The 18,722-nt window shown below is 52.9% G+C and carries 20 protein-coding genes; 14 read left to right on the forward strand and 6 right to left on the reverse strand.

The annotated features are described in order from the left end of the window. The first annotated feature begins 183 nt into the window (after positions 1–183). The 7 genes from cvpA to hisP all read left to right on the forward strand — a co-directional run bounded on the left by cvpA (position 184) and on the right by hisP (position 6,238). A complete protein-coding gene (cvpA, locus tag EH228_RS08350) occupies positions 184–669 on the forward strand; it encodes a colicin V production protein (RefSeq protein WP_152321220.1) in 486 nt (161 codons plus the stop codon). 36 nt (positions 670–705) lie between these two features. After that, positions 706–2,223, forward strand: a complete 1,518-nt coding sequence (gene purF / locus EH228_RS08355) for an amidophosphoribosyltransferase (protein WP_152321221.1) — start codon at positions 706–708, stop codon at positions 2,221–2,223. 100 nt (positions 2,224–2,323) lie between these two features. Beyond that, positions 2,324–2,893 carry a UbiX family flavin prenyltransferase gene (locus EH228_RS08360; RefSeq protein ID WP_152321222.1) on the forward strand — a complete coding sequence of 190 codons (570 nt, stop codon included), beginning with the start codon at positions 2,324–2,326 and terminating at the stop codon, positions 2,891–2,893. A gap of 281 nt (positions 2,894–3,174) precedes the next feature. Next, positions 3,175–3,954 carry a lysine/arginine/ornithine ABC transporter substrate-binding protein ArgT gene (argT, locus tag EH228_RS08365; RefSeq protein ID WP_152321223.1) on the forward strand — a complete coding sequence of 260 codons (780 nt, stop codon included), beginning with the start codon at positions 3,175–3,177 and terminating at the stop codon, positions 3,952–3,954. 102 nt (positions 3,955–4,056) lie between these two features. After that, positions 4,057–4,743 (forward strand): histidine ABC transporter permease HisQ, encoded by a 687-nt coding sequence (locus EH228_RS08370; RefSeq protein WP_152321318.1) that lies wholly within the window; start codon positions 4,057–4,059, stop codon positions 4,741–4,743. Next, on the forward strand, positions 4,740–5,456 hold the full coding sequence (locus tag EH228_RS08375) for an ABC transporter permease (RefSeq protein ID WP_152321224.1): 717 nt from the start codon (positions 4,740–4,742) through the stop codon (positions 5,454–5,456). Before EH228_RS08370 ends, EH228_RS08375 begins: the two co-directional genes overlap by 4 nt. Before the next feature lie 8 nt (positions 5,457–5,464). Beyond that, complete coding sequence (hisP, locus tag EH228_RS08380) at positions 5,465–6,238, forward strand: histidine ABC transporter ATP-binding protein HisP (protein ID WP_152321225.1); 774 nt, start codon at positions 5,465–5,467, stop codon at positions 6,236–6,238. 171 nt (positions 6,239–6,409) lie between these two features. Here hisP and EH228_RS08385 read toward each other — a convergent pair whose 3' ends face one another. Then, positions 6,410–7,300, reverse strand: a complete 891-nt coding sequence (locus EH228_RS08385; RefSeq protein ID WP_152321226.1) for a TIGR01777 family oxidoreductase — start codon at positions 7,298–7,300, stop codon at positions 6,410–6,412. A gap of 237 nt (positions 7,301–7,537) precedes the next feature. On the opposite strand from EH228_RS08385, the gene yfcF reads away from it, so the two are divergent. Together yfcF and yfcD are read left to right on the forward strand one after the other, a co-directional pair. Then, positions 7,538–8,179 carry a glutathione transferase gene (gene yfcF / locus EH228_RS08390; RefSeq protein ID WP_152321227.1) on the forward strand — a complete coding sequence of 214 codons (642 nt, stop codon included), beginning with the start codon at positions 7,538–7,540 and terminating at the stop codon, positions 8,177–8,179. A gap of 97 nt (positions 8,180–8,276) precedes the next feature. Continuing rightward, positions 8,277–8,819 (forward strand): NUDIX hydrolase YfcD, encoded by a 543-nt coding sequence (gene yfcD, locus EH228_RS08395; protein WP_152321228.1) that lies wholly within the window; start codon positions 8,277–8,279, stop codon positions 8,817–8,819. Here the strand turns inward: yfcD and EH228_RS08400 are convergent. After that, complete coding sequence (locus tag EH228_RS08400; RefSeq protein WP_152321229.1) at positions 8,796–9,818, reverse strand: LacI family DNA-binding transcriptional regulator; 1,023 nt, start codon at positions 9,816–9,818, stop codon at positions 8,796–8,798. The genes yfcD and EH228_RS08400 overlap by 24 nt on opposite strands. Before the next feature lie 256 nt (positions 9,819–10,074). Here EH228_RS08400 and EH228_RS08405 point away from each other — a divergent pair, with 256 nt between their 5' ends. The 5 genes from EH228_RS08405 to EH228_RS08425 all read left to right on the forward strand — a co-directional run bounded on the left by EH228_RS08405 (position 10,075) and on the right by EH228_RS08425 (position 14,068). Further along, entirely contained in the window at positions 10,075–10,518 is a 444-nt protein-coding gene (locus tag EH228_RS08405; protein ID WP_152321230.1) for a PTS sugar transporter subunit IIA, read from the forward strand. A gap of 88 nt (positions 10,519–10,606) precedes the next feature. Further along, entirely contained in the window at positions 10,607–10,879 is a 273-nt protein-coding gene (locus EH228_RS08410) for a PTS sugar transporter subunit IIB (protein WP_152321231.1), read from the forward strand. 18 nt (positions 10,880–10,897) lie between these two features. Next, on the forward strand, positions 10,898–12,283 hold the full coding sequence (locus EH228_RS08415) for a PTS ascorbate transporter subunit IIC (RefSeq protein WP_152321232.1): 1,386 nt from the start codon (positions 10,898–10,900) through the stop codon (positions 12,281–12,283). Continuing rightward, positions 12,283–13,116 carry a transketolase gene (locus EH228_RS08420; RefSeq protein WP_152321319.1) on the forward strand — a complete coding sequence of 278 codons (834 nt, stop codon included), beginning with the start codon at positions 12,283–12,285 and terminating at the stop codon, positions 13,114–13,116. The genes EH228_RS08415 and EH228_RS08420 overlap by 1 nt, the downstream gene beginning before the upstream one ends. Further along, positions 13,109–14,068, forward strand: a complete 960-nt coding sequence (locus EH228_RS08425) for a transketolase family protein (RefSeq protein ID WP_152321233.1) — start codon at positions 13,109–13,111, stop codon at positions 14,066–14,068. Before EH228_RS08420 ends, EH228_RS08425 begins: the two co-directional genes overlap by 8 nt. 92 nt (positions 14,069–14,160) lie before the next feature. Here EH228_RS08425 and EH228_RS08430 read toward each other — a convergent pair whose 3' ends face one another. The 4 genes from EH228_RS08430 to EH228_RS08445 all read right to left on the reverse strand — a co-directional run bounded on the left by EH228_RS08430 (position 14,161) and on the right by EH228_RS08445 (position 18,697). After that, entirely contained in the window at positions 14,161–14,988 is an 828-nt protein-coding gene (locus EH228_RS08430; protein ID WP_152321320.1) for an ABC transporter permease, read from the reverse strand. A gap of 15 nt (positions 14,989–15,003) precedes the next feature. Then, a complete protein-coding gene (locus EH228_RS08435) occupies positions 15,004–16,269 on the reverse strand; it encodes an ABC transporter permease (RefSeq protein ID WP_152321234.1) in 1,266 nt (421 codons plus the stop codon). Between the two features lie 57 nt (positions 16,270–16,326). Next, positions 16,327–17,352, reverse strand: a complete 1,026-nt coding sequence (locus tag EH228_RS08440; protein ID WP_152321235.1) for an ABC transporter substrate-binding protein — start codon at positions 17,350–17,352, stop codon at positions 16,327–16,329. Positions 17,353–17,434: 82 nt separating this feature from the next. Further along, positions 17,435–18,697 (reverse strand): 4-aminobutyrate--2-oxoglutarate transaminase, encoded by a 1,263-nt coding sequence (locus EH228_RS08445; protein WP_152321236.1) that lies wholly within the window; start codon positions 18,695–18,697, stop codon positions 17,435–17,437. Positions 18,698–18,722 lie beyond the last annotated feature (25 nt).

Raw genomic sequence — 18,722 nt, forward strand, 5'->3', positions numbered from 1 at the left:
ATGGCTGATTTTTTTGTCTGGTTGTTTTCATCAAACGGGGAAAGGAAAACCCACGCAAACGTTTTCTTTTTCTGTTAGAATTCGGCCCGAACTCAGGTCGCCTCCCTCTGTTACCTATGCTGCTGCGGCGTCATTTGTCACAGAGGGATACGACCGGGGAGGGCAACGTAGCTGGAAGAGTTCATGGTCTGGATAGATTACGTCATTATTGCAGTTATTGGTTTTTCGGCTCTTGTCAGCCTGATCCGGGGATTCGTTCGGGAAGCGTTATCTCTTGTGACCTGGGGTTGCGCATTTTTTGTCGCCAGTCATTATTACTCCTTCCTCTCTGTTTGGTTTACCGGTTTTGAAGATGAACTGGTGCGAAATGGAATCGCCATTGCGGTGTTATTCATTGCCACATTGTTAGTCGGGGCGATTGTGAACTACGTAATTGGCTCGCTGGTTGAAAAGACGGGCTTATCGGGTACCGACAGAGTACTGGGTGTCTGTTTCGGGGGATTACGCGGCGTGCTGATCGTGTCAGCTATCCTGTTTTTCCTTGATACATTCACGGGTTTTTCCAAAAGTCCGGACTGGCAACAGTCCCAGTTGATTCCCCAGTTCAGTTATATCATCAGGTGGTTTTTTGACTATCTGAAAAGTACGTCGAGTTTTTTACCCCGGTAATTGAGCCGGGGGTGCGGCTTATGAGGAAATGACCCTATGTGCGGTATTGTCGGGATCGCCGGTTTTATGCCGGTCAACCAGTCGATTTATGACGCGTTAACGGTGCTTCAGCACCGTGGGCAGGATGCCGCAGGAATCGTTACCATTGATGCATTGAATTGCTTCCGTTTGCGTAAAGCCAACGGCCTGGTTAGCGATGTTTTTGAAGCACGCCATATGCAGCGTCTACAGGGTAATATGGGCATTGGTCATGTTCGTTATCCTACCGCGGGAAGCTCCAGTGCTTCAGAAGCACAGCCTTTTTACGTCAACTCGCCTTATGGCATCACCCTGGCGCACAATGGCAACCTGACGAATGCTCATGAACTGCGCAAACAGTTATTTGAAGGTGGTCGTCGTCACGTTAATACCACCTCTGATTCTGAAATTTTGCTCAATATCTTTGCTCAGGAACTGGATCGTTTTCAGCATTACCCGCTGGAAGCCGAAAATATTTTTGCGGCGGTGGCGGCGGTGCATCGGCAAGTTCGTGGCGCTTATGCCTGTGTGGCGATGATCATTGGTCACGGGCTGGTTGCCTTTCGCGATCCCAACGGCATCCGTCCGCTGGTTATCGGTAAACGTGGCCTGCCTGATGGTCGCACTGAGTACATGGTGGCCTCTGAAAGCGTGGCGTTGGATACGCTTGGTTTTGAATTCCTGCGTGATGTCGCCCCAGGCGAAGCGGTCTATGTCACCGGAAAAGGACAGCTGTTCACCCGGCAGTGTGCTGATAATCCACAGTGTAATCCATGTCTGTTCGAGTACGTTTATTTTGCTCGTCCGGATTCGTTCCTCGACAAAATTTCTGTCTATAGCGCTCGTGTACGCATGGGCACTAAGCTGGGTGAGAAAATTGCCCGTGAGTGGGAAGATCTGGATATCGATGTGGTTATCCCGATTCCGGAAACGTCCTGCGATATCGCGCTGGAAATCGCCCGTATCCTGGACAAACCATACCGACAGGGGTTTGTGAAAAATCGTTATGTCGGCCGTACCTTTATCATGCCAGGGCAGCAGTTACGTCGCAGCGCAGTTCGTCGCAAGTTGAACGCCAATCGCGCCGAGTTCCGTGATAAGAACGTATTGCTGGTGGATGATTCTATCGTTCGTGGTACGACCTCTGAGCAGATCATTGAAATGGCGCGCGAAGCCGGAGCGAAAAAGGTTTACCTCGCGTCTGCCGCACCGGAAATTCGTTTCCCAAATGTCTATGGGATAGATATGCCCAGCGCCACCGAGTTGATTGCGCATGGCCGCGAAGCAGAAGAGATCCGCCAACTGATAGGGGCTGATGCCTTGATTTTCCAGGGGCTTGACGATCTGATCGACGCAGTACGTGAGGAGAACCCGGATATCACCCAATTCGAATGCTCGGTGTTTAACGGTGTCTACGTGACCAAAGATGTCGACCAGCAATATCTGGAGTATCTCCAGTCGCTGCGTAATGATGATGCCAAAGCGCTGGCGCGTCAGAGTGAAGTTGAAAACCTGGAAATGCACAACGAAGGCTAATGCTCTCAGGTGGGTTAGCAGGTAGTATGATGGGCTGGAAGTGATTCCAGCCCATTTTTTTACTTCTGACCGGGAAGGGCAGAAACAGCGAAGGATTCTTATGAAACGACTTATTATTGGTATCTCAGGTGCCAGTGGCGTGATTTTCGGCATCCGTGCTCTGCAGGTGTTGCAGCAGGTTGACGGGGTGGAAACTCATCTGGTGATGAGCCAGGCCGCACGTCAGACTCTGGCGTTGGAGAGCGACTATACCGTACGTGAGGTTAACGCGCTGGCCGATGTGGTCCATGATGTACGCGATATTGCGGCCAGTATCTCCTCCGGTTCTTTTAAAACCGACGGTATGGCGATCCTTCCCTGTTCGATGAAAACCCTTTCCGGTATTGTTCACAGCTACAGCGATGGGCTGCTAACCCGGGCTGCCGATGTGATATTGAAAGAACGCCGTCGGCTGGTGTTATGCGTACGAGAAACGCCTCTCCATTTAGGTCACCTGCGGATGATGATGACGGCTGCCGAGCTTGGCGCGATCATTATGCCGCCGGTCCCGGCTTTTTATCATCGTCCAAAAAATGTGCAGGAAATAGTCGACCAAACCGTTAATCGCGTCCTCGACCAGTTTGAGATAACCCTCGATAAAGATCTGTTTACGCGCTGGCAAGGTGCATAGCTGCTGTCGGTTTGCACCAACTAAGTGCATTTGGTGCCGTAAAATCGCTTTTTGTGCAGGAAGTGCACCAAAATAAAACATGGTTGCCACACTGTTATGGCAAATCAACCAAAGGTTTACCCGCTGGGTGCGCGTTGGCGCCCGCTTGAGATGGATAGCTCTGGTTGCGCAGTAATGGGGCAGTCAGAAGCAAAAGTGGCACGAAACCTGCACATGACATTGGCGGTTACTGCGCTAAGCACATACGACTCAATAAAAAAGACCAAACTTGAGGGGAATCTATGAAAAAGCAGGTCCTTGCTCTTTCTCTGCTACTGGCCCTGGGGGGGAGTAGCGCATTCGCTGCTGGGCCAAAAACGCTGCGGATCGGTACCGATCCGACCTATGCTCCGTTTGAATCTAAAAACGCTCAGGGGCAGTTGGTTGGCTTTGATATCGATCTGGCGAATGAGATCTGCAAGCGTATGCAGACCAAATGTACTTATGTAGAAAGTGATTTTGATGCGCTGATCCCTTCACTGAAAGCGAAAAAAATCGATGCGATTATCTCTTCACTGTCAATAACCGAGAAGCGTCAGGAAGAAATCGCTTTCTCAGAAAAACTGTATGCAGCAGACTCCCGCCTGATCGCACCAAAAGGTTCGAAGATTCAGCCGACGGTGGCCTCGCTGAAAGGCAAAAACATTGGTCTGTTGCAAGGAACCGTGCAGGAAACTTATGCTAACCAGTACTGGCGTCCGCAAGGGGTTACTATTACGCCTTATGCTAACCAGGACCTGGTTTATCAGGATTTGGCCGCTGGACGTATCGATGCGGCTTTTCAGGATGAAGTCGCTGCCAGCGAAGGTTTCCTGAAGCAGCCAGCCGGTAAAGGTTACGCTTTCGCCGGGCCGTCAGTGAAAGATGATAAAATCTTTGGCGTGGGCACTGGCATGGGCATACGTAAAGAAGATACCGCGTTGAAAGCGGCTATCGACAAAGCGTTTGATTCCATGTGTAAAGATGGTACTTACCATAAATTAGCAAAAAAATATTTCGACTTTGACGTGTACGGCGGTTAAAAAAACCTGTCATGGGGGCCGGTCAGTTCGCTGACAGCGGCCCCCGTTTTGTACGCTATAGGCGGATAAAACGCGAAGTTACTACCAGGACAGGACATGCTTATGCTGTATGGTTATTCTGATGTTATTTTTAAAGGTGCGATGGTGACCCTGGAACTGGCCCTCAGTTCCGTGTTGCTGGCCGTGATCCTTGGTTTGATTGGCGCCGGGGCCAAACTTTCCCGCAATCGCCCACTGGCGTTGCTCTTTGAAGCATACACTACCTTGATCCGCGGCGTGCCCGATCTGGTGCTGATGCTGTTGATTTTCTATGGCTTGCAGATAGCCCTGAATCAGTTGACTGATCTGCTGGGCCTGGCACAGTTTGATATTGATCCGATGGCCGCAGGCATTATCACCCTCGGCTTTATCTATGGCGCCTATTTCACTGAAACTTTTCGTGGGGCTTATATGGCCGTACCGAAAGGGCAGATCGAAGCGGCGACCGCTTTCGGCTTCACCTCTTCTCAGACCTTCCGTCGTATTCTGTTCCCAGGCATGATGCGTTATGCGTTGCCAGGCATCGGCAATAACTGGCAGGTTATCCTGAAAGCGACCGCTCTGGTTTCGCTACTGGGGCTGGAAGATGTAGTGAAAGCGACGCAGCTGGCGGGGAAAAGTACCTGGCAACCGTTCTGGTTCGCTATTGTCGCTGGGGTGATTTACCTGATTTTTACCACGCTCTCCAACGGGGTGTTGTGGTGGTTGACGCGTCGTTATTCGGTGGGCGTAAGAAGGGCTGATTTATGATAGACATTATTCAGGAATACTGGAAAGCCCTGTTGTGGACCGACGGTTACCGTTTTTCCGGTGTGGCTATTACACTGTGGCTGCTGGTTATCTCTGTGGTGCTGGGCGGCAGCCTGGCGGTGTTGTTGTCAATTGCGCGTGTTTCATCGATTAAAGCGGTGCGATTCCCGGTCTGGCTGTTCACTTACGTCTTTCGTGGTACGCCGCTGTATGTGCAGTTGTTGGTGTTTTATTCCGGCATGTATACGCTGGAAGTGGTGAAAGGAAACGAGCTGTTGAACGCGTTCTTCCGTAGTGGGCTTAACTGTACGCTACTGGCGTTAACGCTGAATACCTGTGCCTACACCACGGAAATGTTTGCCGGCGCTATCCGTGCGGTTCCGCATGGTGAGATTGAAGCGGCGCGCGCTTATGGTTTCTCTACCTTTAAACTCTACCGTTGCATTATTATGCCTTCGGCCTTGCGTACTGCGCTGCCGGCCTACAGTAATGAAGTGATCCTGATGCTGCATTCCACGGCTCTGGCTTTCACTGCGACGGTACCCGACCTGCTGAAAGTGGCGCGCGATATTAACGCCGCCACCTATCAGCCTTTTACCGCGTTTGGTATTGCGGCAGTACTGTACCTGATTATCTCGGCTGTGTTGATTAGTCTGTTCCGCAAGGCGGAAAAACGCTGGCTGAAGCACGTTAACTCCTCATCGACCCATTGAGCAAAATTATGAGTAATAACAAATTAAACGTTACCGAACTACACAAACGTTATGGCGAACATGAGGTGTTGAAAGGGGTCTCTTTGCAGGCGAATGCTGGTGATGTTATTAGTATTATCGGTTCGTCCGGTTCGGGTAAAAGTACCTTTTTGCGGTGCATCAATTTCCTGGAAAAGCCCAGTGAAGGCACTATTTCCGTTAATAACCAGGTGATTAACCTGGTACGCGATACCGATGGTCAACTGAAGGTATCCAATAAAGAACAGCTGCGCGCACTGCGTACCAGTCTGACCATGGTCTTTCAGCACTTTAATCTGTGGAGCCATATGACGGTGTTGCAGAACGTGATGGAAGCGCCGATCCAGGTATTGGGCCTGAGCAAGGCTGAAGCGCGGGAGCGAGCGATCCGCTATCTGGATAAGGTCGGGATTGATGAACGCGCCCGTGGCAAATATCCGGTTAACCTCTCTGGTGGTCAGCAGCAGCGTGTTTCTATTGCCCGGGCGTTGGCCATGGAGCCGGAAGTGCTGCTGTTTGATGAACCTACTTCCGCACTTGACCCTGAGCTGGTGGGGGAAGTGCTGAAGATCATGCAGAAGCTGGCGGAAGAAGGTAAAACCATGGTGGTGGTCACCCACGAGATGGAGTTTGCCCGCCATGTCTCCAGCCATGTCATCTTTCTGCATCAGGGTAAAATTGAGGAGGAGGGGCCGCCACAATCGTTGTTCAACAATCCGCAAAGCCCCCGCCTGCGGCAGTTTTTGTCAGGGGCGCTAAAATAAATTCTGGTTATAGTGCACATTACCGCGGCTTGCATCATCCCTGTCGCTGACCTGAGTTAACTCACAGGGAGATGCTCTTGTCATCGGGCTGAAAAGCGAATGATTGTGGGGAAGCCGCGTGATGACATCAGTCCTTGCCTGGGGGCTGGTGTCATGGTCTGTCGCCGTGGCTCACACTACATCCTCCAGGGCTTGCCCAAGCTGAGCCCAGCGGAAGCTAAAACCAGATTCCACCAGCCGCGTTGGTAGTAGGTGTTGTCCACTGAGTACCAGCACCGCCGATTCTCCCATCATCAACTTGATTACCGCAGCTGGCGTGCGCATAAACGCGGGACGATGCAGAACATGCCCCAGCATGGCGGCAAACTGTTCGTTGCGCACCGCGCCAGGCGCGACCAGATTGAATGGACCATACAGGTGCTTATTCTCCAGCAGCCAGAGTATGGCGTTCAACATATCGTCCAGATGGATCCACGGCAGGTACTGCTTGCCGCTGCCCATAGGGCCGCCGATCCCCAGCTTAAAGGGGCGTTTCATTTTGTGCAGTGCGCCGCCTTCTTTCGCCAGCACCAGGCCCGTTCGCAACAGGCAAACCCGTGTTTTCTCGTTTTCCGCCATCAGCGCCAGCGCTTCCCAGCGGGCGCAAAGCCGGTGGGTGAATTCATCGCTGCTGGTATCATCCTCGGTCAGTAGCTGTTCTCCACGGTCACCGTAATAACCGGTGGCGGAACCGGAGATAAAGACTGATGGTGGAGAGCGACTGGCATTGATCAATGTGGCCAGTTGTTCGGTTATTTGCCAGCGGCTCTCGCAGAGCCGCTGTTTTTGTTGTTCACTCCAGCGCTTATCCGCAATCGGTTCGCCAGCCAGATTAATCACTGCATCAATCCCATCCAGATCATGCCGTTTCAAGTCTGACCACACATTCACCCTGTCACCCAGTTTGAGGCGGGCGTTGGCGACGTCACGAGTCACCACGCTAACGTGGTCACCGCGTTGCAGCAGACGTGGGATCAACTGACGACCAATCAGGCCAGTGCCGCCGGTCAGTAAAATATGCATAGTGTCTGTCCTTCAGCGATAAGGTAAAAAAATCAACCGCATTCGTTCAGCTTAGAAGATGTTTACCGGAACGTCGGCGCAGTACAGTCATTCACCGCACCACTAAGCCAGAGATGCCAGATTCAGGCCATTAGCCGGAAGGCTATTCTGAATGGTTAATCCGCTGTTCAGAGAGATTGCCTTCCGACAAAAAAGTGGGTAAACAAGATGCAGACACCACTTTCTGAGGATCTCAGAATGAATTATCCAACGGTTACGCTGTGGTCAGATGCCTGTTTTTTCAGTCCGTATGCGATGTCCGTTTTTGTCGCCCTGACTGAAAAGGGGATCCCGTTTTCCCTCCAACATATTGATCTCACCAGCCAGCAGCAGTTGGCACCGTCCTATAGTGACGTTTCATTGACTCGTCGTGTGCCGACTTTGCAGGTAGAGAACTTCCTGCTGTCGGAATCCTCCGCTATTGAGGAGTACCTGGAGGAGCGTTTTCCGGCCCCGGAATTTGAGCGTCTGTATCCACAGAACCTTGAAAAACGGGCCAGAGCACGTGAAATTCAGGCCTGGATACGCAGTGATTTTGCGTCACTCCGTCAGGAGCGCCCGACGGAAGTGTTGTTCGCCGGAGAAACATTTGCTCCATTGAGTGAATCGGCGCAGCAGTCGGCGGCTAAACTGATTGCGGCTGTAGAGCGTCTGCTGCCAGCGGGCCAGCAGAATCTGTTTGGCGAATGGTCAATTGCCGATACCGATCTGGCGGTGATGCTCAACCGGCTGGTGCTGCACGGTGATACGGTGCCGGAGAACGTGGCGAACTATACCCATTTTCAGTGGCAGCGTGCGTCGGTCCAGCTGTGGTTGTCAGAATATTCAACGCGCCTCTGAATAACACGCTGGGATTATAATTTTGTCCTGCACCGTGGCACACTGTGCGGGTAACAGTCAACGAGCGCTGAGGCGCCAGAACGAATAAGGATTACGCATGGTTGAGCAAGACAGCGGCACGGAGTGGGTGGATATCGTTAGCGAAGATAACGAGGTGATTGCACAGTCCAGTCGCGCGCAAATGCGGGCACAGTGTTTGCGTCATCGCGCGACCTACATCGTGGTTCACGATGGGATGGGTAAAATTTTAGTTCAGCGTCGCACTGAGACAAAAGATTTTATGCCGGGCATGCTGGATGCGACCGCCGGGGGGGTGGTGCAGAGCGGGGAAGAACTGCTGGAATCCGCTCGCCGGGAGGCGGAAGAAGAACTGGGTATCGCTGATGTGCCGTTCGCGGAGCACGGGGTATTCTACTTTGAAGATCAACACTGCCGCGTCTGGGGAGCATTGTTCAGTTGTGTTTCGCATGGACCGTTTGCGATGCAGGAAGAAGAGGTGGCGGAGGTGTTCTGGATGACGCCGGAAGAGATAACCGCCCGCTGCGATGAGTTCACCAATGATTCGCTGAAAGCGTTGTCATTGTGGTTGAGTCGCAATAATAATGAATCAGACCGCTCAACAACTGTCCCGCAGGCATAATTTAGGGATAATCGGTTGAGATTGCCACGTTTCCCCCCCGAGACGCGCCAGCAGCGCCCGCCCGGCTTCCACGCCAATCTGCCGGTGGGGGACTGACATCGTGGTCAGCGTCGGCTGGCAAACCTGGCTGACATCGCTGTTGCCAAACCCCACCACGGCCAGATCCTCCGGAACTTTAATGCGTCTTCTCTGGCACTCGTATAGTGCGCCACAGGCCAGTTCATCGGACAGACAGATCAGCGCATCCAGTTCGGGCCAGTTAAGCAAAAACTCCGGCAGTTGCTGCGCCCCCGTTGAAAAATTTGCGGGTGCGGCGGCGTTGATAACCCGGTGTGGCGACATATGGTTCAGGCGCATGGCTTTATGCCAGCCCTGCAGAAGCTGCTGGAAAATCCATTGTTCCTGATTGGCGCAAAGCAAACCGATATGCTGTCGTCCACGTTCGATCAGCGTTTGCGTCAGTCGGTACAGCGCTTCAACATTATCAATGCCGATATTCATATCCAGTGGATCGTTGCGGATGGCGCCGATTTCCAGCACCGGGATGGCGGCATTTTTCAGCCATTGACGGACGCTGTCGCTATGCTCCACGCTAAGCAGGATCGCCGCCGCCAGATTGCAGGACAACAGCGTTGCCAGTAGCTTCTCTTCCCGTTCAACCCGATGCTGTGATTCGGCCAGCATTATCTGGTAGCCTGCGGGTTGCAGGATCTGCTGCAGCCCGGCAAACATCTCGGTACAGCCGGCTTCCGCCAGACTCGGCACCACCATGGCAATGTTCCAACTGGAGGCCGACGCCAGACTACTGGCGGTTAGGTTGGGCAAATAACCCAGTTCACTGACCGCCGCTTCAATTTTTTCCCGTAGTTTGTCGGAGACTTGATCTGGGGTACGCAACGCACGGGAAACGGTCATGGTTCCCACCCCGGCCAGGTTGGCGACATCCGCCAGGGTCACGCGCCCGGTACCGCGCCGTTTTCGGTTTGGGTTTGTCGACATCTTAGCTATGCTCCAGGCCGCTTGACGGGCCCCTTCCTTGAAGTCATATCGCCGTGTAGCCACGGCAAAGAATGGCCTTAGTATACGCCGTTTTGCTCACGGATGAGCGGCTCCTGTATGAAACGGCATGAAATGATAGCGCTATCACAAATTAGCAATACTGCTGATGATAGCGCTATCTTTGTGAATACTGTCACGGATGGCGTGCTAACTGTTGATTACAGTTTATCCAGTTAAGGCTGACGGGAAGGAAACGATGCTTAGCAGATGGTTGAATGAAGACACCGTACAAGTAGCCGAAACGGCTGAAGACTGGCAGGCGGCGCTGAAGGTTTGTGCGCAACCCCTGTTGCAGCAAGGCGTGATTAACCAGGCCTACCTTCTGGCGATTATTGCGAGTCACCAGCAATTGGGCCCTTATTATGTGTTGGCTCCAGGACTGGCGATGCCGCATGCCCGACCGGAAGATGGTGCAAACGCGCTGGGGCTTTCTCTACTGAAGCTGCGGCAGGGTATCAGTTTTGCGTCGGCGGAAAACGACCCGGTGGATCTGATTATCTTGCTGTCTGCCCCGGATCGGCACCGCCATATTAAATTGATTGCTGCGCTGGCGGAATTATTCAGTGATGAAGAAAAGATGGCGCAGCTTCATCGCAGTGAAAATAAGGAGGATGTCCTGAGAATAATAACAACCTGTTAGTTTTTCCTTTATTAAAAATAGCCCTGTTTTACAACGTTGAATAATCAGCGTCGACCCTCTGCACCTCAAATATAACCAAGGTGAAATGATGAAAATTATGGCAGTTTGCGGCTCCGGCCTGGGAAGCAGTTTTATGGTTGAAATGAATATCAAAAAAGTGCTGAAGAAATGGGAGAGAGAGGCAGAAGTGGAACACGCTGATCTTGCTTCTGCCACTCCTGGCGCGGCGGATCTTTTCGTGATGGCGAAAGACATCGCTGAAAGCGCCAGTGTACCGGCGGATAAGCTGGTGGTGCTGGATAATATTATTGATATTAATCAGCTGGAAACCCGGCTCGCCGCCTGGTTTGCCACACATTAACGACGTGAGGAAGCGGCTATGTTTATTCAGGAGACGCTGAAGTTTGTGGTCGATATTCTCAAGGTGCCTTCCATTCTGGTTGGACTGATCGCGCTGATTGGGTTGGTGGCACAAAAGAAAAGCTTCCCGGACGTGGTAAAAGGAACGGTAAAAACCATTCTGGGTTTTATTGTGTTGGCGGGAGGCGCCAGTGTACTGGTGAGTTCGCTGAATCCGTTGGGGGGTATGTTTGAACACGCTTTTACTATTCAGGGGATTATTCCAAATAATGAAGCGATAGTTTCAATCGCATTGGAAAAATACGGTGCGGCTACCGCGCTCATTATGGCTTTTGGTATGGTGGCTAATATTATTGTCGCCCGTTTTACCCGGTTGAAATATATTTTTCTCACTGGTCATCACACCTTTTATATGGCTTGTATGATCGCCGTTATTCTTAGCGTGGCTGGATTCGACAGTATTTCGTTGGTGTTTACTGGCTCGCTGACGCTTGGCCTGATTATGGCTATCTTTCCGGCGCTGGCTCAGCGTTATATGCGTAAAATCACCGGGAATGATGAAATCGGTTTTGGCCATTTCGGTACGGTAGGTTATGTGCTGGCCGGATGGATTGGCAGCAAAACCGGTAAATCCTCCCGCTCAACTGAAGAGATGAGTCTGCCGAAAAACCTGAGTTTCCTGCGTGACAGTTCGATCTCCATTTCCCTGACTATGATCGCCATTTATATGATCCTCGCGGGGTATGCCGGCAAAGACTACATCGAAAGCCAGTTGAGCGGTGGTCAGAATTTCCTGGTGTGGTCGATAATCCAGGCGATCACGTTTGCTGCCGGGGTGTTCATTATCCTGCAAGGGGTGAGGCTGATTCTGGCGGAAATTGTCCCGGCGTTTACCGGCTTCTCGGAAAAACTGGTGCCTAACGCCCGTCCAGCGCTGGATTGTCCGGTGGTCTATCCCTATGCGCCGAATGCCGTACTGATTGGTTTCCTGTTCAGTTTCCTCGGTGGTCTGGTGGGGCTGTTTCTGCTTGGCCAGCTCAAACTGGTGCTGATCCTGCCCGGCGTCGTGCCGCATTTTTTTACCGGCGCGACCTCTGGCGTGTTCGGCAACGCCACTGGCGGACGACGCGGGGCGATGGCCGGGGCTTTCGCCAATGGTCTGCTGATCACGTTCTTACCGGTGTTGTTGCTGCCTGTGCTGGGGGCGATTGGTTTTGCCAATACCACCTTCTCGGATGCGGATTTTGGCGTAGTGGGCATTGTGTTGGGCAATCTGGCCCGTTACCTGTCAAAAGATCTGATCATGCTGGTCATGGTCAGTGTTTTTGCTCTGCTGGTGGCTCATAACTACCTGGGAAAGCGCGGAAGGCCGCAATCAGGTGAAAAACAAACGGAGGTGAAATGATGAATCAGCTTCAGGAATTGCGGGAATTTGCCCGCGCGATCAGGCTGGAAACGCTAAAGTCGCTGACCGGGCTGGGGTTTGGTCACTATGGCGGCAGTCTGTCGGTGATAGAGGCACTGGCGGTACTGTACGGTGATGTTATGCGTATTAATCCGGCTAATCCGCACTGGCCGGAGCGCGACTATTTTGTCCTTTCCAAAGGTCATGCCGGACCGGCGTTGTACAGTACGCTGGCGTTGAAGGGATACTTCCCACTGGAGAAACTCAGCACACTGAATCAGAACGGCACGATTCTGCCCAGTCATCCTGATCGACTGAAAACGCCTGGCGTTGATGCCACTACCGGTTCACTGGGGCAGGGGGTCTCTATCGCAGCCGGCATGGCGCTGTCACATAAATTAGCCCAGCGTTGTAACCGGGTATTTTGCATCCTTGGCGATGGCGAGTTGAACGAAGGGCAGTGCTGGGAAGCGTTTCAGTTTATTGCCCACCATAATTTGCACCAACTCACGCTGTTGATTGACTGGAATAAGCAGCAACTGGATGGCACCCTCGAAGAAGTGATTAAACCTTTTGATTTATCAGCTAAATTCCGTGCGTTTGGTTTTGAAGTACAGACAATTAAAGGTGACGACATCGCGGCGCTGTCGGCGGCCCTGCGTCCGGTACGCGATGCACAGCAGCGTCCGTTGCTTGTCCTGCTTGACAGCGTCAAAGGTCAGGGAGTGCCTTACCTGGAACAGCTCCCCAACTCACATCATTTACGCCTGACACCGGAGCAAAGAGTGGAAATCGACAAAGCTATTGCACAACTGGAGGCCTGCCATGTTTAACGTCGCCAGTATCGGACAAAAAGACACCCAGGAAATGCGCAAAGTGTATGCCGCCATGATACGGGAACAGGCCGGTCAGCAAGGGCCGGTGATTGCGCTGGAAGCGGATCTGATGAGTTCAATGGCCATGGACACAGTGCAGCGTGATTTTCCGCAGCAGGTGATTAACTGCGGGATCATGGAAGCAAACGTCATCGGTGTGGCTGCCGGGTTGTCACTGACTGGACGTACCCCTTTTGTGCATACCTTTACCGCGTTCGCCAGTCGCCGCTGCTTTGATCAACTGTTTATGTCTCTCGATTATCAGCACAATAATGTCAAGGTTATCGCTTCCGACGCGGGAGTGACCGCTTGTCATAATGGCGGCACTCATATGTCGTTCGAAGATATGGGTATCGTTCGTGGGTTGGCGCATTCGGTGGTGCTGGAGGTCACGGATGCCGCGATGTTCAAAGACATCCTCCATCAACTGCTCGGTCTGGAAGGGTTCTACTGGGTGCGCACCATCCGCAAGCAGGCGGCAAAGGTCTATGAAGAGGGGGCGAGTTTCACCATTGGCAAGGGCAATGTATTACGGGATGGTCGGGATATCACGCTGATAGCCAACGGCATTATGGTCGCGGAAGCACGTCAGGCGGCAGAGCAACTGGCGAAAATGGGGATCAGCGCGGCAGTCATTGACATGTTTACGCTCAAGCCGATTGATCGGCCATTGATTGAACGTTATGCCCGGCAGACGGGGCGGATTGTCACGTGCGAAAATCACAGTATTCATAATGGGTTGGGTTCGGCAGTGGCAGAGGTATTGGTTGAAACCTGCCCGGTGCCAATGCGCAGAGTGGGGGTGAAGGCGCGTTATGGCCAGGTGGGGACACAGGATTTTTTACAGCAAGAATATGGCCTGACGGCGGAGGCGATTGTGCAGGCCGCCCGGGAATTGGTTGCTGACTGAGTGACGGAGAGGTCGGCTCATTAGCATGATGAGTAACAGAACAGTGCTCTCCACGACAGAGAGCACTGGGGAGCTTTAACCGTAGGCCTGGTTTAATGGGCTGGGTTGCTCTGGCGTATTCTTTCACCACGACGTCGCAGTAGTTCCATGACTACCAGCAGTAACAGTGAGGCGCCAATCATCAGTGAGGCCGCCGCCGCAATGGTGGGGTCAAGATTTTCACGGATACCGGCAAACATCTGAATAGGCAGTGTACGTTGGCGAGGGCTGGCGAGGAACAGCGTGACCACGACTTCATCAAACGAAGCAGCAAAGGCAAACAGCGCACCAGAGAAGACTCCCGGAGCAATCAGCGGCAGGGTGACTTTGCGAAAAGCGAGGAACGGTGAGGCCCCCAGACTGGCGGCGGCTCGTGACAGATTGGTGTCGTAACTTTTCAATACCGCGACGACAGTGATCACGACAAAAGGGACACCGAGCAAGGCATGGGCCAGTACCAGCCCCAGATAGCTGTTGAGTAGCGAGAGTTTAGCGAAGAAGAAAAACATCCCCACCGCAATGATGACCACCGGGGCGACCATAGGTGAAATCAGTATCGCCATGACCAGCCCTTTACCGCGGAATTCCCCGCGGACCAGTCCCATCGCCGCCAGCACGCCCAGCACGGTGGCCAGTAACGTCGCCAGAGGGGCAACGATCAGGCTGTTGAACAGCGCATTCAGCCACTCCTGAGAATGAAAAAAAGTTTGATACCAGCGCAGTGAAAAATGGTTGATCGGGTAGCTGAGAAACGAGCTGGCATTGAACGATAACGGCACAATCACCAGGATTGGCACGATCAGAAAGAGTAACACTGCGACGGAATAAAAATTAAAAAAGATATTCCACAAGCGCAGGAGCTGGCTACCATTTTGTCTCATCATTATGTGTTCTCCTTAATGGGTCGCCGTTTCGGCAGAGGTACGGGTAACACGCACGTAAACGACGTACAACAGCATGACGATAATCAACAACTGGCTTCCCAGTGCGGCTGCCATTCCCCAGTTCATGGTGCTGTTGGTAAAGAAGGCCACGAAGTAGCTGACCATTTGATCGTCCGGGCCACCAAGCAGGGCAGGTGTGACGTAATAGCCTATCGCCATCATAAAGACCAGTAGTGCGCCAGCCGCCACGCCCGCGTAGGTCTGCGGTACATAAACACGCCAGAAGGCGATAAAGGGATGGGCGCCCAGTGACACGGCAGCGCGGATATAACTTGGGGAAATGCCCTTCATCACCGCATATAGCGGCAGAACGATAAACGGTAGCAGAATGTGGGTCATGGAAATGAACACCCCAATGCGGTTGAAAACCAGGGCCAGCGGATGGTCGATAATGCCGAGACCCAGCAGGGCGTGGTTAATCAGTCCCCCGGACTGCAGCAGAACAATCCAACTGGCGGTGCGCACAATCAGCGAGGTCCAGAACGGCAGTAACACCAGGATCATCAGCAGATTAGCGCGGTTTGTCGGTTGTTTTGCCAGCCAGTAAGCCAATGGATAGCCAATGCCGACGCAGAGCAGCGTGACCACCAGCGCTATCCACAGGGTTCGCAGTAGCACATTAATATACAGCGCCTGACTGGCCGGCAGTTTAGTTATCTCACCGGTTTTGCTGTCGACTTTGCGGTCGAATACTGCCAGCAGATAGTAGCTGGTCAGTGGTCTGGCGGCACGTTGCAGTGTCTGCCAGGTGGATAATTCTCCCCACAGCGGTTGTTTCGCTATCATTGTGTCTTTTACGTTGATGCCGTCAGCCGGTATCAGACGGGGAGCGGTAATGAGCAAACGACGGAAGCTGGGGTTTTCATAGCTGATGCGTTTGGCGACGGTGGCGATTTGTCCGTGTTCGCGCGCGCTAATCAGCTCTTTACCAAGTAAGGCATACAGGGATTCATCGGGCAGTTCCTTACCCGACCACTGTTGCAGTGCGACAGTGGTTTTTGGCAATGTATCGCTAAATTCAGGGTTTTCCACGCTTTTGCTGAGAATGGACAGGATCGGCAAGATAAAACAGACCACGACAAAAGTGAGCAATGGCGCTATCAGTAGCAGTGAGCGGCGAGTTTTTGCTCGATCCACCTGGCGTAACCGTTGGTTGAGGGACAACCGACTGTTGGCAGGGGAGAGACGGGGGGATCCTATAACCGTATTTTGGCTCATTGCTGGCTCCTTTTATGATCGGCTGTCGGGCCAGCGAGTTGGCCCGACAGGTCTGACTTACCTGGCCGCCCAGGCGTTAAAACGTTGTTCGAGTTCTTCACCGTGTTCCAGCCAGAAATCACTGCTGACCTGTAGTGACTGGGCAAGGTTTTCCGGCGCGGTGGGGAGGGTACGTAAGCGTTGCGGATCGAGCATTTTCCCGGCGTTGATATTGGTTGGGCCGTAGGGGATGTTTTCCGCGAACACTTTCTGATTCTCCGCCTGGTTGGCAAAGGCGATAAATTGTTCCGCCAGCGCTTTGTGCGGTGAGCCTTTGACGATGGCCCAGTTATCGAGATCATACAGTGCGCCGTCCCAGACGATGTTGAAATGATGCCCTTCATCCTGCGCCGCACCGATACGGCCATTGTAGGCGGAACTCATCACCACATCGCCGGAAACCAGCCACTGTAGTGGTTGCGCCCCCGATTCCCACCACTGGATATAGGGCTTGATCTGATCCAGCTTTTTAAACGCGCGATCGACACCTGCGGGAGTGGCCAGCACTTTATAAACGTCCTCACGTTTGACGCCATCAGCCATTAGCGCAATTTCCAGAGTATATTTGGCGCTCTTACGCAGTGCGCGTTTGCCAGGGAATGCGTTGATATTCCAGAAGTCGGCCCAACTGACCGGCCCTTTTTTCAGTTTGTCGGCATCATAGGTCAGCACGGTGGACCAGACAAAAATACCGGCACCGCATTCGGACACGCTGGCAGGAATAAAGTCTGCGGGTTTCCCTAATTTGTTCCAGTCCAGTGTTTCGAACAGGCCTTCCTCACAACCGCGTTGTAGCTCCGGGGTTTCCAGCTCCACCACATCCCAGCCGATTTGACCGGTTTCCACCATTGCACGGATACGGGCCATTTCACCGTTGTATTCTCCGGCGTCAATCGTCCCCTTACCGGCAGCGGTGAACGGTTTGTAGAATGCTTTGTCTTGCGCGTCCTTGTTGGTGCCGCCAAAGGAGATAACTGTCAATGTTTCTGCCTGCGCATGCAGCGCGAATGTCGCCAGAACCAGTGCCGCTAACATTTTAGCCATGCCAATACCCTCGTTGTTATGGTTATCAGCAGGTGAACCTGCTGACCTGATTAGGACTGTATTTGTGTTAAATCCTTTTGACTCAATGCGCTAAAATAGAAGAAAGCAGACCAAGCGCGCGTTTGAACTGTGCATCCGGAATGGTCAGGGGATACAGGAAGCGGATCACGTTGCCGTGTACGCCGCAGGTCAACAGGATCAGCCCCTGAGCCAGCGCTTTTTGCTGGATATCGTGAGCGATGGTGGCGGAGGGTTTGCCAGTGGCGGGATCGTTAAATTCAGCCGCCACCATTGAACCTCTGGCGCGTACTTCAGCCAGCGCCGGGTTACCGCTGTTGCTGAGGGTCTCCACCAGTTCGGCGCCAAGACGTAGCGCGCGATCACACAGTTGTTCTTCGGCGATAATGTCAAGTACCGCCAGTGATGAGGCCACTGCCAGTGGGTTACCGGCATAGGTGCCGCCCAGTCCGCCCGGCAGTGGGGCGTCCATGATTTCCGCACGTCCGGCAACGGCAGAGATTGGCAGGCCCCCACCGAGGCTTTTCGCCATGGTTATCAGGTCAGGTTTGGCTTGTGGATAGTATTCACAAGCAAACAGTTTACCGGTACGGGCGAAGCCGCTTTGTATTTCGTCTGCGATCAGCAGAATGCCATGCTGATCGCAGAGCTCGCGCAGTTTGTTGACAAATTGGGACGGGGCGATGTTAAAACCGCCTTCGCCCTGAATCGGTTCGAAAATAATGGCGGCAACATCCTGTGGACTGATGTCACAGCGAAAAATAGTCTCCAGACTTGCTATAGCGTCTTCAGTACTGTAACCCTGCAAAGCGTTAGGATAGCGAGCGTGAAATACTGCGCCAGGAAAAGGGCCAAAGCCGGTTTTATAGGGGAGCACTTTGCCAGTCAGCCCCATGGTCATCAGGGTACGGCCGTGGAACGCGCCAGTGAACGCGATAATACCGGCTCGTCCGGTTGCCGCTCGGGCAATTTTTACCGCATTTTCTACCGCTTCCGCACCGGTGGAGAAAAAGGTGGTTTTAGCCGGACCATCGATGGGGACTCGTTGGTTCAGGCGTTCGGCCAGCAGCAGATAGTTCTCATAAGGGATGACCTGAAAGGCGGTATGAGTGAAACAGTCCAGTTGATGGCGTACCGCGTCGACCACTTTCGGATGGCGGTGCCCGGTATTGAGAACCGCGATGCCGGCGGCAAAATCGGTATACTCTCGTCCCTGATGATCCCACAGCGTGGCGTTTTCCGCCCGAACGGCGTAAAAATTACACATGACGCCAACACCACGCGGTGTGGCAGCTAAACGGCGCTGTTGAACTTCACTGTTGCTCATGTTTTTACCTCATCAGATGGCAGCG

The organism is Erwinia endophytica, from assembly GCF_009295515.1.
Classification (GTDB): domain Bacteria; phylum Pseudomonadota; class Gammaproteobacteria; order Enterobacterales; family Enterobacteriaceae; genus Erwinia; species Erwinia endophytica.

Coding starts and splice junctions, on each gene's coding strand:
- argT (WP_152321223.1), top strand. CDS start 3,175: ATGAAAAAGCAGGTCCTTGCTCTTTCTCTGCTACTGGCCCTGGGGGGG.
- EH228_RS08425 (WP_152321233.1), top strand. CDS start 13,109: ATGTTTAACGTCGCCAGTATCGGACAAAAAGACACCCAGGAAATGCGC.
- EH228_RS08375 (WP_152321224.1), top strand. CDS start 4,740: ATGATAGACATTATTCAGGAATACTGGAAAGCCCTGTTGTGGACCGAC.
- EH228_RS08445 (WP_152321236.1), bottom strand. CDS start 18,697: ATGAGCAACAGTGAAGTTCAACAGCGCCGTTTAGCTGCCACACCGCGT.
- EH228_RS08415 (WP_152321232.1), top strand. CDS start 10,898: ATGTTTATTCAGGAGACGCTGAAGTTTGTGGTCGATATTCTCAAGGTG.
- EH228_RS08430 (WP_152321320.1), bottom strand. CDS start 14,988: ATGAGACAAAATGGTAGCCAGCTCCTGCGCTTGTGGAATATCTTTTTT.
- yfcF (WP_152321227.1), top strand. CDS start 7,538: ATGAATTATCCAACGGTTACGCTGTGGTCAGATGCCTGTTTTTTCAGT.
- hisP (WP_152321225.1), top strand. CDS start 5,465: ATGAGTAATAACAAATTAAACGTTACCGAACTACACAAACGTTATGGC.
- EH228_RS08360 (WP_152321222.1), top strand. CDS start 2,324: ATGAAACGACTTATTATTGGTATCTCAGGTGCCAGTGGCGTGATTTTC.
- EH228_RS08420 (WP_152321319.1), top strand. CDS start 12,283: ATGAATCAGCTTCAGGAATTGCGGGAATTTGCCCGCGCGATCAGGCTG.
- yfcD (WP_152321228.1), top strand. CDS start 8,277: ATGGTTGAGCAAGACAGCGGCACGGAGTGGGTGGATATCGTTAGCGAA.
- EH228_RS08400 (WP_152321229.1), bottom strand. CDS start 9,818: ATGTCGACAAACCCAAACCGAAAACGGCGCGGTACCGGGCGCGTGACC.
- EH228_RS08405 (WP_152321230.1), top strand. CDS start 10,075: ATGCTTAGCAGATGGTTGAATGAAGACACCGTACAAGTAGCCGAAACG.
- EH228_RS08410 (WP_152321231.1), top strand. CDS start 10,607: ATGAAAATTATGGCAGTTTGCGGCTCCGGCCTGGGAAGCAGTTTTATG.
- cvpA (WP_152321220.1), top strand. CDS start 184: ATGGTCTGGATAGATTACGTCATTATTGCAGTTATTGGTTTTTCGGCT.
- EH228_RS08385 (WP_152321226.1), bottom strand. CDS start 7,300: ATGCATATTTTACTGACCGGCGGCACTGGCCTGATTGGTCGTCAGTTG.
- purF (WP_152321221.1), top strand. CDS start 706: ATGTGCGGTATTGTCGGGATCGCCGGTTTTATGCCGGTCAACCAGTCG.
- EH228_RS08435 (WP_152321234.1), bottom strand. CDS start 16,269: ATGAGCCAAAATACGGTTATAGGATCCCCCCGTCTCTCCCCTGCCAAC.
- EH228_RS08440 (WP_152321235.1), bottom strand. CDS start 17,352: ATGGCTAAAATGTTAGCGGCACTGGTTCTGGCGACATTCGCGCTGCAT.
- EH228_RS08370 (WP_152321318.1), top strand. CDS start 4,057: ATGCTGTATGGTTATTCTGATGTTATTTTTAAAGGTGCGATGGTGACC.